Raw genomic sequence first — 17092 nt, forward strand, 5'->3', positions numbered from 1 at the left:
CAATTTTTATTTGTGCAGTCCATCCGGAGCCAGCGTTTGAACCAGGAAACTTAGCAGCAGCGTTCGCATCAGGCGCATGCCATTTTATCTCGACTTTTTGACCATTCCATATGTATTGAAACTTGCTCCCATCGGCAATTGTACCTGAGGGCTTGAAACTATTTTGCGTACCAGGCGGCACCAGCTTCTCCAAATCCGCAGCACTGATCCTACCATTATTAATAAACCCTTTGGCTGAAGCGTAAGCATCAAAAAAGGCGGCTGTTTTATTCACTGGCTGGTTTAAGTAGCCAAAATCGCCATCTGCTTGCGACGCGGGGGACTCAGGCTTTGAGCTTGGCGGAGTCGCTTGTTCCGTCGCTCCCCCTTTCGGAACATTAACACCGACAACCACAGGACTTTTACCCAGAATCTCCATACTCAAGGTAGTCTTCAGCTCAGTCAACAACCCAGCCCGCTCAAACAGCGATAACTGCCGTCCAGCCTGTTGATCAAGCCAACTGGTCTCCTTGACCCATTGATCGACCCCTGCCCATTCATCCGGCGTCAGCCAACCTTCCTTGAGGCTCTTCGCGAACGCCATTTGCTTATCTGAGGTAAACAGCGCTCCCCAACCATCTACTCCCTGTGACGGAACGGCAACCGCCCCTGGATTTCCCGTGAGAAGCCCGGCCATGTCATAAGAAACATTACGCCGCAGGAAGTCCATCAAGTCCTTGGCGACAGGAGCGTCCAAAGAAACCGCGCTTTGCTGGATCGCCTCTACACACGCTCTGCTTTCACAAGCGTTGATGGCCATGGAACGCTGGGCAGATAGTTCTTCGTACTTTCCGACGATCTCGCGGATGTTCTGTGCGCTGCATCCCTCAGTCGCCCGACACCCCTGAAGTTCTTTAAGCAGACGTTCTGCTGACTGATGATTGAGGTTATTGTACTGAGTTGCGTTTGCCGTTACCGCAGCGGCGGCGGATGCGTCCCCGCCCGTAAATGCCGCTGTCAACACACCTATCAGCTGAGAAGCACCCAACAACTTGCTCACGCCTTGTTGGTATTCCGGGCTGTTTCGATCTACTCCGACCGGTAGCAACTTGTCGGCAAGGGCATCTACCAATGCCTCGTTCGCGCCAGCAGCAATAGCGCCTGTACGGAAGTCCCCTCCCATAGCTTCCGCCATCAATCCACCCAACGCGGCATGCATCACTACTTTGGAAAGCTTGCCATTGTCGAAGACGGTGATATCACCAATTTTATTAGCGGAAACCGCCCCACCAATGCTAATCGCCGAACCCAATGCAGACGTAACCAGGTTGTCTTTCAGGCTCCCGCCAGTGATCACTGTCTTGGCGGCGGCGTCAGCGGCCACTTTTATAGCCACGCTTTGTGCGCTGGGGATATCAAACTTCAGATCTGTAGGACTAAACCCGAACTGCGAAGCGATGCCCGCTGACGCCCCTGCCAGCACATAGCCCTTCAGGTTTTCGGATGAGAAAACGTCTTTGAAGACAGCTCCCATATTACCTTTGTTATTAATTGTGCTGACCGCTGCAGTACTAGCCACCGATGTCAGCGCCGCAGAGGCAATAAGGTTACCGGTCCCTGCCGCTGCGGTCCCCACCGCCGTACCCGCCGATACCATTGCGGAGCTACCCGCAGCCGCCATCGCCGTACCTGAACCGGCCGTTGCGCCAGCTGCCGACCCCACTGCCGCACTCGCAGCTCCGGCTGTCAGGACGGTGACAATAATAATGATCGCCAACATCGCCCCCTGCCCAAGGCTGGAGCTGCTGTACTTGAATGACTCGTGAGTTTCTTTCACCAACCGCCAGTCAACATCGCCACGCTGTTCGGCCTCCTTGAGCCAAGCCAACTGGGGGTCGGCTTTAACCATGGCATCGATGGTCTCGCTAACGGTTTTCTGGTTGATATTCTTGATATCGATGTTCAAACCATCGACCGCTTTGATGACCAAGTCTCCCTGTGCTACAAGTTGGCTCTGGATCAAGGTCTCGTCCGTATGGCCTTTACCCTTCATCGAGTTCCAGGCCATGCTCGACTTGCTCTTTGTATGAGTCTCCTGACTCAGATCCTTCACACCCTCAAAGGTAATCGCCCCTCCACTCTGCACAGTCAGGTCAGCCCCACTGTTCAACTTCGCAGCCTGATACCGCTGGTCATCCCCACTGACCAACGTCAGATCGCCCCCCGCAGTGATTTCACTCCCCACGTTCGTGACCTTGGTCACCTCGTCATGCTTGGTCTGCTTTTTCCCCCAACTGCCCTTTTTCTTTTTGTCATACAGGGAGTAGTCACTGTCCTGCGCCGCCAAGACGTCGAGGTTTTCGCCCGCCACCAGGTAAGCCTCATCCCCGGCGCTGATGCGGCTGGAGATGATGGCCATGTCTTTTCCGGCCCCCATCGTCACGTCACCGCCAGCGCTGATGGCGCTGCCAATCTGTTTGACGTGATCTTCCTGGGTGGTGACTTTTTTCGTTTTGGAATAAGAATGGGTTTCGTCAGTTGCGGAGGAGATGGTCATATTCTCCCCGGCGGTCAGTGCGACGTTGCGCTCGGCACCGAGTTGGCTGGCGATGGCAGTGAAATCCCGGCCAGCGTTCACGGCCAGGTCGCGACCTGCTTGGGCGCTGGAGCCGAATTGCGTCACCGCGCTTTTGCGAACGCCGTTGTTGCTGGCACTTTCCTGTTGGGCTGAGGCAATGATCGCGTCCCGGCCGGCATCGATCGTGGTGTCACGACCACTGACCATGACGCTGCCGACGCTCTTGAAATCGCGTCCGGCGCCCATGTCCAGGTCATTGACAGCCTCGATACGGGCGGCGCTGTCCATGAAGTCCTGTCGCCGACTGTCGTTTGCGGTGGTAACGGTACGCTCGTTGACGACGTCCCCCATCACCGCCTTGATGCTGACGTCACGCCCCGCGAGGATCCCACCGGCCTGGTTGGCGATGTTGTTGACCGCCAACACGTCCAGGCGATTACCGGCCTCGATCAAGCCACTGTTGACCAGGTCGTTGCCTGCGGTCGCCGAAAGATTGTTGGATGCGCGCAGGGTGCCGACGTTGTCGAGGTTTTGGCCGGCGATCAGCGTCACGTCATTACCGGCAATCAGCGCACCGGTAGGCCCGAGGCGGCCCTCGGTCTGCGCCAGGTACAGCACCGGCACCAGGACTTTTTCGCCATTCACTTCGTGCTCTTCAAGCCAGACGATGTCGTGGGTCAGCGCCGCGACTTGCTCCGAAGTCAACGTCACGCCTACCGACAAACCAAGCTCCTGCTTGCTGGCGATGGCGTTGTTCATCAGGTACTTGAACAGGCCTTCGTCGCTGGTTTGGCCGTCGATGAAGCGCTGGCCGGTGCGGGCGACCACCGCTTGTTGGATCAAGCGCTGTTCGTAGAGGCCGTCGCCCAGGCGTTTGGCGCTTTGGTCCGGGTCGTAGCCGAGGTTTTGCAGCAGGTAGTCCGAGCTCATGAACGACTTGAGGTCGGTGAGTACGGGGTTGGTCTCGATCAGGTACTTTTGCGGGTTAGCCTTGAAGGAGGTCTCTGGTACACCTTGAACGCGCGCGACCGTCTGGCTGGCGGCTGGCGTATCAACCACATTGCCCACCTGGGGGACGACCTGGGCCGTTGGGAGCAGGTTGGTGCCTGTGACATTCACCGCGGCCACTTGAGTCCCGGCGCTGCTGCTGTTGCGACTTGGCATCGGCAGCGAGTGGCTGTCTTGTGCAGGCGCACTGACGTTGAGCGTACTGGCGCTCACGTCGCTGTCGTTGGCTTGACGAGCGATCAGGGACAGTTGCCGATCACTGGCACCCACCGCCGCGATCGCACCTACCTGGACAGCACGGGCTTGAGTATCCGGCAGGTCTTGTTGGCGCTGGCTGGTGCTGATCGAGGCGCTGCCCATGCTCCAGTTTGGCGAGCCGGAGTTGGCCTGAGTGGCCTGTTGAGCCGAACCACCTTGGCCGCTCAGGCGGAACAGACCGTTTTGACCGGTTGGCAAGGCGAAGCCAGGAAGGCTCAGTGGGTTCACCTGCTGCTGGGCGCGATCAGGTGGCAGCTGATTGTTGATCCTGACGATGGTGGTGCCGGTTCCGCTTGCCTGGGTATTCGCGACTTTGTTGGTACCGCCGCTGGCGGTGTAGTCCTCATGGATGACACTGTTCTGCAGGTCTTTGGTGGCGGTGATCGAGACGTTACCGCCGGCCTGGATGACGGCGTTACGGCTGCCGACTGTACTGGCGGTGCCGGAACTGTCTTTGGCGATTTCGATGTCACTTAGAAGGTTGTACTGATCCAGGTTTGGCATCTGAAGCAGGTTGTTCGGATCGTACTGGGATTGCGTGGTGTTCTCGAAACCGTAGGCCAGCCCGGGCAGTACGAGGTTGTAGTCTCCACGTGTTTTGACCGTGCCCCCTGTATCGGCATCTGTAAGACTCACCACGGAAAACGATTCACCGTCTCGCCCCCCTTCCCTGTAGCGAGTCGATTTGGGGATGGCCTTGTGAATATTCCCGTCCAGATCAAGGTAATAGACATACGGGAAATCAGGGTTATTGCGCTGGTTGTAAGGAGTCAGGACGTTGGCGAAAAACCGTCCAGTACCGCCGTCGCTCATACCTGCGACTTGATACATGCGGGTGCGCTCGATGGTTCCGTTCTGCGCACCGATGTTCTGCACGTTGTCGGCCACGATGTTGATATTGCCGCCGGCGCTCACCGTACTTTTACTGTTGAGAAAGCTGCTGCCTTGGAACACGAAATCCTTGCCGGCCGTCAGCAATGACGAGGCACTGGTGTCGTTGTCAACACTTTCGAAGACCTCACGGGCCGCCAGTGTGAAGGTGTAGTAGTCCCCTTTGCAGTCATTACATATATTGGCGATAAACCCCGAAATCAGCTTGCGCCCACCAGACGCCACCGCACCCTCGGTACGGTTCTGGAACCCATCGGCGTTGATCGTGAATGTGCCGCCGCTCTCCATCGAACCGGAGACGTTGTTTACGCTGGCGGCTCGCGCGGCGGCGCCATAACCCCCTATCAACACATTCCCCAACCCGTAAAGATCACCGCTCTGGTTGGTGAAGTTACTCACCCCCAGCGTCATATCCGCACCGCTGAATACCAACCCACGGTCATTAAGCAGCGAAGGGGTTTTCAACACGAGGTTGCGGGCCGAACCCAGGGTCCCGGCGTTGATGAGGTTTCCGGCCTGGACGGTCAGGTTGGCACTGGAGGTGAGACGCCCGGCGTTGCTCAGTTGTCCGCCGATGGTCACTGTCGAGTCACCACCACCGGCGATGCTGGAGGCCGCGCCCAGACTCAGTTGGGCCGCGGTCAGGTCAATCCCACCGAGACTCGACATCCGCCCGTTGCCAACATAGCTCCCCCCCAAGGTAAGGTTGATCGAACCATCACTGGCAATCAGCCCATCATTGCTCCAATTTCCCCCACTCCCCACCAAACGGGTAGAAGCCAGCAACTGCCCCGTCCCGGTCTGCGTCAGGTTGTTCACATTGACGGTCAGTCGCCCGGCCTGGATCACGCTGCTGTTGGTCCAGCTGTCTGCGGTCAGCGTCAAGCCGCCGCGGGTGACGAGGCTGCCGCCGGCGTTGGTGAGGTTGGCGGTGGAGATGTCAAAGTCGCCGCTGCCAACATGCAACAAGCTGCCGCCCAGGTTCTGGAAGTTGGCGGCGTTGAGGATCAGGCCGTTGTTGGCGGTTTCCAGCGTGCCGTTACGGTTATCGAACAGCCCACCAATCTGGAAGTTGGTCGTACCGCTCCCGCCCAATGCCCGCAACTGCCCGGTCTGGTTATCGAGGCTCGCCGCTTTGATTGCCAGGGTGCTGTCGCTCTCGATGATGCCCAGGCGGTTGTTCAGCGCGCCGGTGAGGTTCAGGTCGATCTGGCTGCCGGCGATCTGGCCGTCGTTGTCGCCGCTGTTATCGAAATCGTTGCCGGTGACGTTGACCTTGCCTTTGGCGTAGAGGCCGCCGTTGCGGTTGTCGAAGTTGCGGGTGGTGACGGTGGCGTCGCCGGTTTGCGCGGAGATGCGCCCGCCGTAGTTGTCGAGGCCGCCGAGGGCGATCAGGTTCAGGCGCTGGGCCTGGGTGATGCCGCCCTGGCGGTTGTTGTTCAGGTCGTAGCCGTTTTTCAGCACGCCGCTCAGTTGGGTGGTGAGCAGGCCTTGCAGGCTGGCGAGCACGCCGCCGCGGTTGTCCAGGTTGCGCCCGACGACCGCCACGTCACCGGCCTTGGCTTGGAGGCGGCCGCTCTGGTTGTCGATGTCGCCGGTCACGGTGAGCGTCAGCGCGCCCTGGCTTTGCACGACACCCTTACCGTTGCCGAGGCTGGCCGCGTCGATCTGCACGCCGCTGTTCTGGCTGTAGATCAGACCGTCGGCGTCGTTCTGTACCGTGCCGGTCGTGTTGAGGATCAATTGATCATTAGCCGCGACGGTGCCGCGATTGCGGTTGTCCAGGCCACCGGTGAGCAAGGTCAACAGGCCTTGGCTGGCGATCTGGCCGCCCTGGTTGTTGATTTGCGTGGCGCGCTCGACCCGCAGGGGGCCGACGCTGGCGAGCTTGCCGTTGGTGTTGGTCAGGGCGCCGAGCAGGTCCAGGGTGACAGCGGCGTTGCCGATCAGGTTGCCACCGCTGTTGTCCAGGCTGGTGCCGGTGAAGCTCAGAGCGTTCTGTGCATTGAGGGTGCCGTTGGCGTTGCCCAGCGTCATGGCGTTCATGACCAGGGTTGCGCCGCTGTCGATCAGGCCGCCTTGGGCGTTGTTCAGCAAACCGCCCGTGACGGTCAGGGTCTGGTCGGCACCGCTGGAAAGAATCCCGCCCCGGTTATCCAGGCTGGCGGCGCTGACCGTGAGTTTTTTCTGGCTGACCAGCGCACCGGCAGCGCCGTTGAGCAGCGCTGCGCTGAGGGTGACGCCGACGTCTCCGTTGCGGCTGGAGAGCGTGCCGTTGTTGCGGTTGTCCAGGCTGCTGCCACTGACCTGCAAGTCTTGCCATCCAGAGATCAAGCCGCTCTGGTTGACCAAGCTATCGCCGTCGAGGCTCAGGCTCTGGCTGCTGATCAGCTTGCCGCCGCTGTTATCGAGTGTCTGGCCGCTGAGCGTGAAGCTCTGGCTACTGGAAATTTCGCCGCTCTGGTTGTTCAGGTTGCGCAGGCCGTTGAGGGTCAGCGGACCTTTAGCGGTGATCAGGCCATTGCGGTTGTTCAGGTCATGGCCGCCCAGGTTCAGCGCCATGGCTTGTTCGCCCAACAGACGCCCACCGTTTTGGGTCAACGCCGCGAGGGTCAGGTGCATATCGCCCTTGGCCGACACTTCGCCACCGTCGCTGGAGTCCAGCGCGTTGGCAGTCAGCGTGAGATCACCCTGGGCATTGATCAGGCCGTTGGCGCTGTTGTTAAGCGCCATGGCGTTGAGGAGCAAGGCACCGCTGGCCAACACGCTGCCGCCCTGGTTGTTCAAATCGCCGCTGTTGAGCGTGAGCAATTGCGCGGCGCTGATGAGGCCTTGGGCCTGGTTATCCAGTTGTTGATCGATCGCCAGAACGAGGTTGCTGCGACTGGTAAGTGTGCCGCCATTGTTGTTCAGGCTTTGGGCGTGGGCATCGACGGTTGCCGCGCCGATCAGGCCCTTGACGTTGTTCAGCGCCTGGGCGATGCGCAGGGTCAGGCCCTGGTTGCTGAGCAACCGGCCGCCGTCGTTGTTGAGGCTTTGCGCCGCCAGGGTGAAGGCTTGGGCGCTGGAGATTTCGCCGCCCTGGTTGTTCACGCCGAGCAGGTTTTTCAGCAGCAGCGTGCCGGGGGCGTTGATCAGGCCGTTCTGGTTGTTGAGCTGGCCGTTGTTCAGGTCCAGGCTCAGCGAGGTGTTGCTGAACAGCTGGCCGCCCTGTTGATCCAGGCCGGACACCGAAGCCGTCAGCGCGCCTTGGCTGCCGATACGGCCGCCGTCCTGGTTGGTGACCTGGGCCGCGTTGAGGCTCAGGGTGCTGCCGCTGTTGAGGCGTCCGTTCTGGCTGTTGTCGAACGCGCCGGTGGTGACGTTCACCGCACCTTTGCCGCTGATGCTGCCCTGCTGACGGTTGTCCAGCGCCGTGCTGGTGAGGAGCAACGCGCCGTCGGTCACCAGTTCGCCGCCCTGGTTGTCGAGGCGGCCCAGGCTTTTAACCGTGAGATTGGCCGCACTGGACAGGCTGCCTCCGGTGTTGCTCAGGTTGGCGGCGCTGACGTCCAGGGTACCTTCGCTGCTGAGTTGACCTTGAGTGTTGATCAGGTCGCCACTGAGCTCGATGCGCTGGTTTTGCTGGCTGATCAGATAGCCGCCACTGTTGTCCAGCGAAGCGCCATCGAGGTTCAACTGTGCCTTGGCACTGAGCAGGCCCTTGTTGCGGTTGACCAGTTTGTCCACGGTGAGCTTCAGCGTCTGCCCGGCGAATAGCTGGCCGCTGTCGCTGTTGTCGAGGTTTTTGCTCACCAGGGTGACACCCGTGTTGCCACTCAGCTCGCCGCCACGGTTATCGAGATCGTCAACCTTGAGATCCAGCGCTTTTGTTGCGCCGATCAAACCGGCCTGACGGTTGTCGAGGCTGGATGCCTTCAAGGTCAGGTCCGTGGTGCTGACCAGCGTGCCTTGACGGTTGTCCAGCGCGGTGACGGTGACGTCGAGCCCGGCTTTGCCGGCGATGCTGGCGGTGCGGTTGTCCAGGCGATCAGCGTTCAATACCAGCGCGCCGTCGGCGATCAGCGAACCGCGCTGGTTGTCGAGCAACGTATCGACAGTCAAATCGAGTTGATCGAGGCTGCTGATCAGGCCATCGCGGTTATCCAGGCTGGCGCTGTGGCTGTCCACGGACGCGGCCGAGATAATCCCTTTGGCGTTGTTCAGCGCCTGCACTGTTCGAAGCATCAGGCCTTGGTTGCTGAGCAATTTGCCGCCGCTGTTATCGAGGTTGCGCGCCGCCAGGGTGAACGCCAGCCGGCTGGAAATTTCACCGCCCTGGTTGTTGACGTCCTTGAGGTTGCTGAGCAGCAACAGACCCGGGGCGTTGATCAGGCCGCCCTGATTGTTCAGTTGGCCTTGGTTCATGTCCAGGCTGACGCGGGTGTTGCTGAACAACTCGCCTTGCTGTTGATCCAGGCCAGTGACCGATGCACTCAGGGCCTGGCTGCTGGCGATACGGCCAGCGGCGTTGTTCACCTGAGTGGCGGTGAGCGTGAGGGTATTGCCCGAGGTCAGGCGCCCGCCCTGGCTGTTATTGAAAGCGCCAGTGCGCACTTCAGTGGCGGCGCTGCCCGAGACCAGGCCTTTCTGGCTATTGTCCAGGCTGGCGCTGTTGAGCGTCAGCGCGGCATCGGTGCTGATGGAGCCGCCCTGGTTGATCAAACCGCCCGTACTGAGAAGCGACAACGCACCGGCGCTGCCCAGGCTGCCGGCAGTGTTGTCGAGGCTGCCGGCGTTGACGGTCAGTGCACCTTCGCTGCTGATCAGGCCTTTGTTATTGAGCAGTGCGTTGTCGAGGGTGATCACCAACGCCTCAAGGCTGCTGAGCGAGCCTGCACTGTTGTCCAGGGTGCTGCCGGTGAGCGTGAGGCCGCCTTGGGCGTGGATCAGGCCCTTGGTCTGGTTGATCAGTTGCGCGACTTTCAATTCAAGAGCGTTGCCGGCAATCAGTTTGCCGCCGTCGCTGTTGTCCAGCCGTTGAGCACCGACCTTGACGCCCAGTCCTGCTGACAGTTCGCCCATCCGGTTATCGATCTGCCCAACCTGCAGATCCAGCGCTTTTGTAGTGCCGACCAAGCCACCGTTGCGGTTATCCAGAACGCTGCCGGTCAGGCTCAGGTTGCCTTGGGCGACCAGCGCACCGCCCTGCTGTTGCAAGGTATCGATCACGGCGGTGAGGTCGGTTTGGCTGGAGATTCGACCAAGACCGTTCTGCACTTCGTCGGCCTTCAAGGTCAGCGGGCCGACGCTGCTCAGCAGGCCACCGCTGTTGTCCAGCCGCGTGCTTTCGACGGTGACCTGGGTCTTGCCGGTGATGACGCCGTTGTTGCGGTTGTCCAGTTGCGCGACTGTCAGTTGCAGCGCTTTGTCAGCGCGGACGTTGCCGCCACGGTTGTCGAGCGAATCGCTGCGCAAGGTCAGCAGATCCTTGCCGGTAAGGCGTCCGCTACGGTTGTCGAGGCTGCCGGTTTGCAGGTCCAGTGCGCCTTTGGCAATCACTTCGCCCTGGCTCTGGTTGTCCAGCAGGCCGCTGATGCGGGCGCGCAGGCTGCCGTCGCTGATCAGTTGCCCGCCGCCGCTGTTGTTCAGGCCGGCGGCCTGGATGTCCACGACCTTGCCCGAACCGAGCACACCCTCGCGGTTGTCCAGCGCACCACCCAGGGTGATCTCCAGGGCGTTGTCGCCCAGCACCTGGCCGTTGCGGTTGTTCAGGGTCATTGCGTTGAGTCGGGTCAGCCCGGCACTGGACACTTCCCCCGCCAGGTTAGTCAGCGCGGCGTCGAGGTTCACGCTCAGGTCGGCGTCGCTGCTCAAGGTGCCGCTGCTGTTGTCCAGGCTGGCTGCGCGCACGGCAAGGCCATTGGCCGAGATCCGTCCTTGGGCGTTGTTCAACGCCTGGGCAATGGTCAGGTTGAGGCCTTGCTTGCTGACGACTTTGCCGGCCCTGTTGTCCAACGCGCTGGCGTTCAGGCTGAAGGCCTTGTCGCTGGAGATCTCACCGCCACGGTTGTCCACAGCGGCAAGGTTGTTCAGCAGCAGCGCGCCGGGAGTACTGATCAGCCCGCCCTGGTTGCTCAGCTGCCCATGGTTAAGGTCAAGAGAGAGACGGGTGTTGCTGACCAGTTGGCCATTCTGTTGCGCCAGCCCGGTGACGCTGGCATTCAGGGCCTTGGCACTGGCGATGCGGCCGGAGGCGTTGTTCACCTGGCCGGCCTTCAACAGCAGCGTGTCGCCGCTGATCACGCTACCGCCCAGGTTGCTCAAGGTCGCGGCGCTGTCGATGTTCAACGCACCGACGCTGGTCAGTTGGCCCGCATCGTTAGTGATCCCGGCGGCTTTGACGTTGGCGGAGGTATCGCCTTTGATGCTGCCTTGGGCATTGAGCAGTTGCCCGCTCAGGTCCAGGTTCATCCCTTGCCGGGCGTAAAGCGAACCCTGGCGGTTGTCCAGTTGCCCGGCGTTGACTGCCAAGGCGCTTCGGCTGGAGATCACGCCCTGGCTCTGGTTGCCCAGGCGTTCCAGGGTCAGGCGCAGGTCGCCGTAGGCAATCAGTTTGCCGCTGTTGCTGTTATCCAGCTCGGTGCCGGTCAACGTCAGGGCGCCCTGACTCGACAGCTCACCGCCGCGGTTATCCACCTTGCCTACATTGACGTCGGCGGCCTGGGTTGTGGTGACAACGCCATTCTGGCGGTTGTCCAGGCTCGCCGCATTGAGCGTCAGCAGTCCAGCCGACGACAGCAATCCCGCCTGATTCAGCAGTTGCGCCGAAAGGCTGGCGGTGAGCGCGCCGTCACTGAGCAAACGGCCTGCCGTGTTATCCATCGATGCAGCGCCGAGCTGGACGCTCTTGCTTGAAGTGAGCCGACCACTGCGGTTGTTCACCTGGCCGCTGGCGTTGATAACCAAACCCTGCCCCGCCGCGACCAGACCCGCCACGTTATCCAGCGAAGCGACGCGCAACGTGACGCCGTTCAAGCCGGTAAATTCGCCACTGTTGTTATTCAACTGCCCGACATTGGCCGTGAGATTGCCGTTGCTGCTGATCGTGCCCTGGGTGTTGAGCAGTGTGTTAGCGGTGATGTTCAGGGTGTTGTTGCTCAGCACCCGACCTTGGTTTTGGTTGTCCAGGGTCGCGGCGTTGACCGTGGTGGTCTGCCCACCGCTCTGCGTTCCGCCTTGGTTACTCAGCGTCTGCGTCACGTTGGCTGTGAGGTTACGACTGGCAACAACACTCTTACCCTCGTTACTCAGACTCTGCGCCGTCAGGCTCACATCCCCCGCCGCATTACGCGTGTTATCCGCATTGACCCCGGCCTCGATCATGCCGCTGTTGGTCAACTGCCCGCCCGCGTTCAGGGTGATGCTGTCTCGCGCCGCGAGGGTTTGCTGGTTGCTCAGGTTGCCTTGGGTCTGCACATTCAGTGCGGTGCCGGCATAGACCGCGCCTTGCACGGTGGCGCTGGCCGCCTTGACGTTGACCGCGCCCGTGGCGGAGGTCTCGGCCAGGCTCAACTGGCCGTTGGCGTCGAGCTGGATGTCGCCGCCGCTGGCGATCAGTTTGCCGTCCAGTTTCACGCCGACGCCGGCCTCGGTGCCCACCAGCTTGATGGCTCCGGCGTACATCCCGCCCAGGGCCGAGGAGTCGATGGCCAGTTGCGGCTTGGCGCTGCCGTCGTCGGCGCGCGCGGTGGCGTTGAGGGTGTCGGCGTTGACGTCGTTGCGGCCGGCAACAATCGTCAGGTTTTTTGCCTGGATCTCGGCGTTGATCCTGGCGCTGCGGGTGATGATTTCGAAGCGGTCGACGTTGGTGGCGTTGAGGCCGGCGCCTTCGACGATGACGCTGCCCTGGTCCACTTGGTAACGGTCCAGCCGGCCGTTTTCCACCACCGGTTTACCGGTGCTCAAGGTCACTTGCGGGCTGTTGATGAACCCACAGCCGTTACAGGTGATGCCGTAAGGGTTGGCGACGATGACGCGGGCCGACTGCCCCGCCACTTCGGTGTAGCCGCGCAGTTGGCTGGGGTTGCCGCCGTTGACTTCGTTGAGGATGGTCGTGGCCGCGGTGCCGCTCAGGTTCGGATTGCCGAGGATGATCCCGCCCAGTTGCGTGGCCTGGGTGCGGGCGGTGGCGTTGTTGAGGATCACGCCGTTGCTGCCGACGTTGTAGTCCGTGAACTGGTTGTGCGACAGGCCGTTGCCGTTGGGCCGGGCGATGTTGACGATGGGCACGCCATTGCCTGCCCGGTCCAGGCCGGTGCCCGCCGCACTGACGGCAATCCCGTCGGCCTGGGCCCACATCGGTTGCCAGAACATGACGTTGGCCAGCAAAAACGCCAGGCCGCGCTTGGGCATGCCGCAGAACCGTTCGCGGGTTTGCAGGGCAGCAGAAGGTTGGCGGGCCAGGAAGGCGTATTGGCGATCGTCCATGTTCAAGTCTCTTTGCAGCAAAAATTAAAGAAGTACGTCCAGGCGGAAGTAGATCGGCGCTTCGCGCTCGGTCAGGGGATCCGGCCGTTCCAGGGAATGGGCGAAGGTGACGCTGGCGGTCAGGTGCTCGCCGCGGGCAAACAGCTCCGCCGAGTTGCTCGACATGCGCCCGTGCTGATCGCCGTTGTAGCGGTCACCGCGGATCACGCCCTGGTCGTAGCCAAGGCTGGCGCCGTATTCGGCGAACACCGGGCGCAGCCAGGCTTGGGAGATCGGCCGGCTCCAACGCAGGTCGTTGCGCCAGTAGCCACCGCTGTCGCCGGACAGCGACTGATCCTTGTAGCCGCGAATCGACGACTGCCCGCCCAGGCTTATGCGCTGCGGGCTGAACAGCACGTCCTCGCTGCGCTGACCGGTCATCAGGCTGCTGAAACTGAACGACTCGTTCCACAGCTTGAAGGGCAGCAGGTAACTGGCGGTGGCGGTGTACTTGCGGTAGCGGGCGTCGGCCTGGCCGGGGCCCGGGCTGTTGTTGTCCTGGGCATCGAACGCGCCAATGCCTTGCTGCATGCCCAAGTCCAGGTTGATGAAGGCGCTGCCGACCCGCCGGCCATGGTTGATGCCGAACTGTGCTTCGCTCAGGCGATTGCTGCTGACCGCCAGCTTGCTGTCTTCGATGAAGTTATTGCTGCGCAGGTAAGCCAGGCCAGTGTTCAGGGAGGTCTTGCTCAGGGCATCACGGTGGATCACTCGCTCAACGCGCAGCTGGTGGTTCTGGCTGTCGCCGGTCTGCTTGAAGTTGAAACCGTTCGCCGCGATCTGCGAGCGGTACTCGCTCTGGCTGTAGGTGTAGCTGACGTTCCACCAGCCAAACGGCAGGTTGTAATAGAGCATGGCGTTGTTGGAGGTGTGCTGATGGTCGGTCATCGCGTCGTGACCGCCGCGCAACATCAACTGGTCGGCCAGGCCCAGCGGGCTGTCCCATTCAAAGCTAGAGCCCCATTGTTGCTCACCGGTGCTGCGCTGGCCGTCGTTGCTGCGCGACAGGCCGGCACGCCAGGGCTTTCGCGGGTCATTGGTGACGCGCACTTCACTGCCGCCAACGTTCTGGCCGGGGGTCAGCTCCATTTTTGCCTGGTTCGACGGCAGGCGATTGAGCTGGTCCACCATCTGTTCGATCTCTCGAAGGTTGACCAGGTCGCCGGCCTTGCCGGGAAACGCCATCGCCAGCTCACGATCCGACAGTTGGCTGTTCTCGGCGCCTTCAAGGCCTTCGAGCCGCCCTTCCACCACCAGCACGCTCAAGTGCCCGCCCGACAGATCCTGCTGCGGCAGGTAGGCACGGCTGGTGACCAGGCCTTTTTCGATGTAGCGGTCGGTGATGACCTTGAGCAACTCGTTGAGCTGGGTCACCCCCAGGCACTGGCCGATGTAAGGTTTGAGCAGGCGCTCGCGCTCACTGGCGGAGAGACTGTCGGCGCCCTTGAGTTCGATGGTCTTGATGGGGAAACAACGGGCATCGACCGGCGCCGTCGGCTGGGCCGGCTTCGCTTCCTGGCCCGGCAAGTCCTTGAGCTCCTCCAGGCGACGCTGCTGCTCTTCGAGCAGGCGATTCTGGCGCTCACGGATCAGGTCGGTTTCACCGGGTGTCGGGGCGGCACGGGCGTCGGTCAGCGGAGAAAGGCACAGCAGAGCCAGGCACAACCTCGCCCAATGGGCGGGTGAGGACATGTTCGATCCCTCGAGCAAAAATGACATCAAAATAGTGGCGCGATATTAGAGAGCCATCATTTTGGCGTCAATTAACTAATGCACGAAAAAATGAAAGTTTTATGGAGCGTTGGTCGGAAACCTGGCGACGTCAGATTGAGCTCTTTCAAGGTGAACTTTCAGGCCCAAACCAGCCTCAACCCCTTACCCGCCCAACAAGGAATACGAGGCCCGCCCCATGAAAACCTTCCTGAAACTCACCCTGGCCACAACCCTCGCCTGCGCCCTGCCCGCCTGGGCCTGCACGCCCGAGGAAGCCACCGCCAAACGCGAGCAACTGGCCCAGGAAGTGACCAGGCTCACTCAGCAGAATCCGGCCAAGGCCAAGGAAATCAACGATGAACTGCAGGCCATGGATCTGAAGACCGCCAGCAAGGATTTGCCGGACAAGTGCCAGTTGATCGACAAGCGTTTGCAAGAGTTGAAAGAGGCGCAGCAGAAGGCGGGTTGATTGCCCCAACCGGAGTGCCACAGGTCTTTGTGGCGAGGGAGCTTGCTCCCGCTGAGCCGGCAGGCGAATGCTCCCGTGCGAAACATCCCAAACGTGGGATCAACCCCTTGAGTCAGGTGAACAGGCAGCCTGATGGGGCTGCTGCGCAGCCCAGCGGGAGCAAGCTCCCTCGCCACGGCTCCTGTGCCTTGCATAAAAAAAACCGGACTCAAGGTCCGGTTTTTTTTTGCAACGCTACAGCCCCCTCACTCCGCCGCCGGTGCCTCTGGCTTGCGGCGCTTGAGCGGGGCCATGCCGTCCTTGCTGACCAGCGAAGGCGCGTCGGCTTTCGGGCGGTTGGCGGTCTTGCGCTTGGTCGGGGACTTGGCGGCGGCTTTCTTCTTGTCGCCCTTGCCGTCGACCTTTTTCTTCTTCACGCCAACGGCCTTGCCCGACGCCTTGACCTTTTTCGGCCCGCTGTAGGTGCCCTTGACTTCCTTGATGGTGCGGCGCTCGAAGCTCTGCTTGAGGTAGCGTTCGATGCTCGACATCAGGTTCCAGTCGCCGTGGCAGATCAGCGAGATCGCCAGGCCGTCATTGCCGGCGCGGCCGGTACGGCCGATGCGGTGCACGTATTCATCGCCGCTGCGAGGCATGTCGAAGTTGATGACCATGTCCAGGCCGTCCACGTCCAGGCCGCGGGCGGCAACGTCGGTGGCGACGAGGATTTTCACGCCGCCCTGCTTGAGGCGGTCGATGGCCAGCTTGCGGTCCTTCTGGTCTTTCTCGCCGTGCAGGACGAAAGCCTTGTATTCCTGCGCCACCAGGCGACCGTAGATGCGGTCGGCCATGGCGCGGGTGTTGGTGAACACAATGGCCTTTTCGTAGGTTTCGTTGGCCAGCAACCAGTTCACGATCTGCTCTTTGTGCTGGTTGTGGTCCGCCGTGATGATCTGCTGGCGGGTCGTGGAGTTCAGTTGGCTGACCGCGTTGAGCTGCAAGTGCTCAGGGTTGTTCAGCACCTTGGCGACCATCTCGCGCAGGCCCGAACCACCGGTGGTGGCGGAGAACAGCATGGTCTGCTGGCGATTGGCGCACTCGTCCACCAGGCGCTGCACGTCTTCGGCAAAGCCCATGTCCAGCATGCGGTCGGCTTCGTCCAATACCAGCACTTCGACCTCCTTGAGGTCCAGGTTGCCGGCGTTCAACTGTTCGATCATCCGCCCTGGGGTGCCGATCAGGATGTCCGGCACCTTGCGCAGCATGGCGGCCTGGACCTTGAAGTCTTCACCGCCGGTGATCAGGCCGGACTTGATGAAGGTGAACTGCGAGAAACGCTCCACTTCCTTCAAGGTCTGCTGGGCCAGTTCACGGGTCGGCAGCAGGATCAGGGTCTTGATGCTGACGCGGACCTTGGCCGGACCGATCAGGCGGTTGAGAATCGGCAGCACGAACGCGGCGGTCTTGCCACTGCCGGTTTGCGCCGTCACCCGCAGGTCACGCCCTTGGAGCGCGAGCGGAATGGCCGCTGCCTGCACGGGCGTTGGCTCGACAAATTTAAGCTCGGCCACGGCTTTGAGCAGGCGTTCGTGCAGGGCGAATTCGGAAAACACGGGTGCTACCTCGAAGAAATGCAAAAAAACAGCTGCATAGGGTAACGGTTTCGAGCGCGAAGGCCGAGTTTCTTTATGCAAACGCCGACAATATGC

The 17092-nt window shown here is 61.3% G+C and carries 3 protein-coding genes and 1 pseudogene; 1 reads left to right on the forward strand and 3 read right to left on the reverse strand.

Features of this window, described 5'->3' with window-relative positions:
* Positions 1 to 919: 919 nt before the first annotated feature.
* Together VM99_25850 and VM99_25855 are read right to left on the reverse strand one after the other, a co-directional pair.
* Positions 920 to 13183: pseudogene (locus VM99_25850) on the reverse strand (adhesin).
* A 24-nt stretch (positions 13184 to 13207) separates the two neighbouring features.
* The gene (locus VM99_25855) at positions 13208 to 14914 is read right to left on the reverse strand and encodes a ShlB family hemolysin secretion/activation protein (protein AKK01316.1); all 1707 of its coding nucleotides are present in this window, start codon (positions 14912 to 14914) and stop codon (positions 13208 to 13210) included.
* 217 nt (positions 14915 to 15131) lie between these two features.
* Between VM99_25855 and VM99_25860 the strand changes: the two genes are divergently transcribed.
* Positions 15132 to 15404, forward strand: a complete 273-nt coding sequence (locus tag VM99_25860) for a hypothetical protein (protein ID AKK01317.1) — start codon at positions 15132 to 15134, stop codon at positions 15402 to 15404.
* A gap of 245 nt (positions 15405 to 15649) precedes the next feature.
* On the opposite strand, the gene VM99_25865 is transcribed toward VM99_25860, so the two are convergent.
* Entirely contained in the window at positions 15650 to 16996 is a 1347-nt protein-coding gene (locus VM99_25865) for an RNA helicase (protein AKK01870.1), read from the reverse strand.
* Between the last annotated feature and the right edge of the window lie 96 nt (positions 16997 to 17092).

It is taken from the genome of Pseudomonas chlororaphis (genome assembly GCA_001023535.1).
GTDB classification, from domain to species: Bacteria; Pseudomonadota; Gammaproteobacteria; order Pseudomonadales; family Pseudomonadaceae; genus Aquipseudomonas; species Aquipseudomonas chlororaphis_E.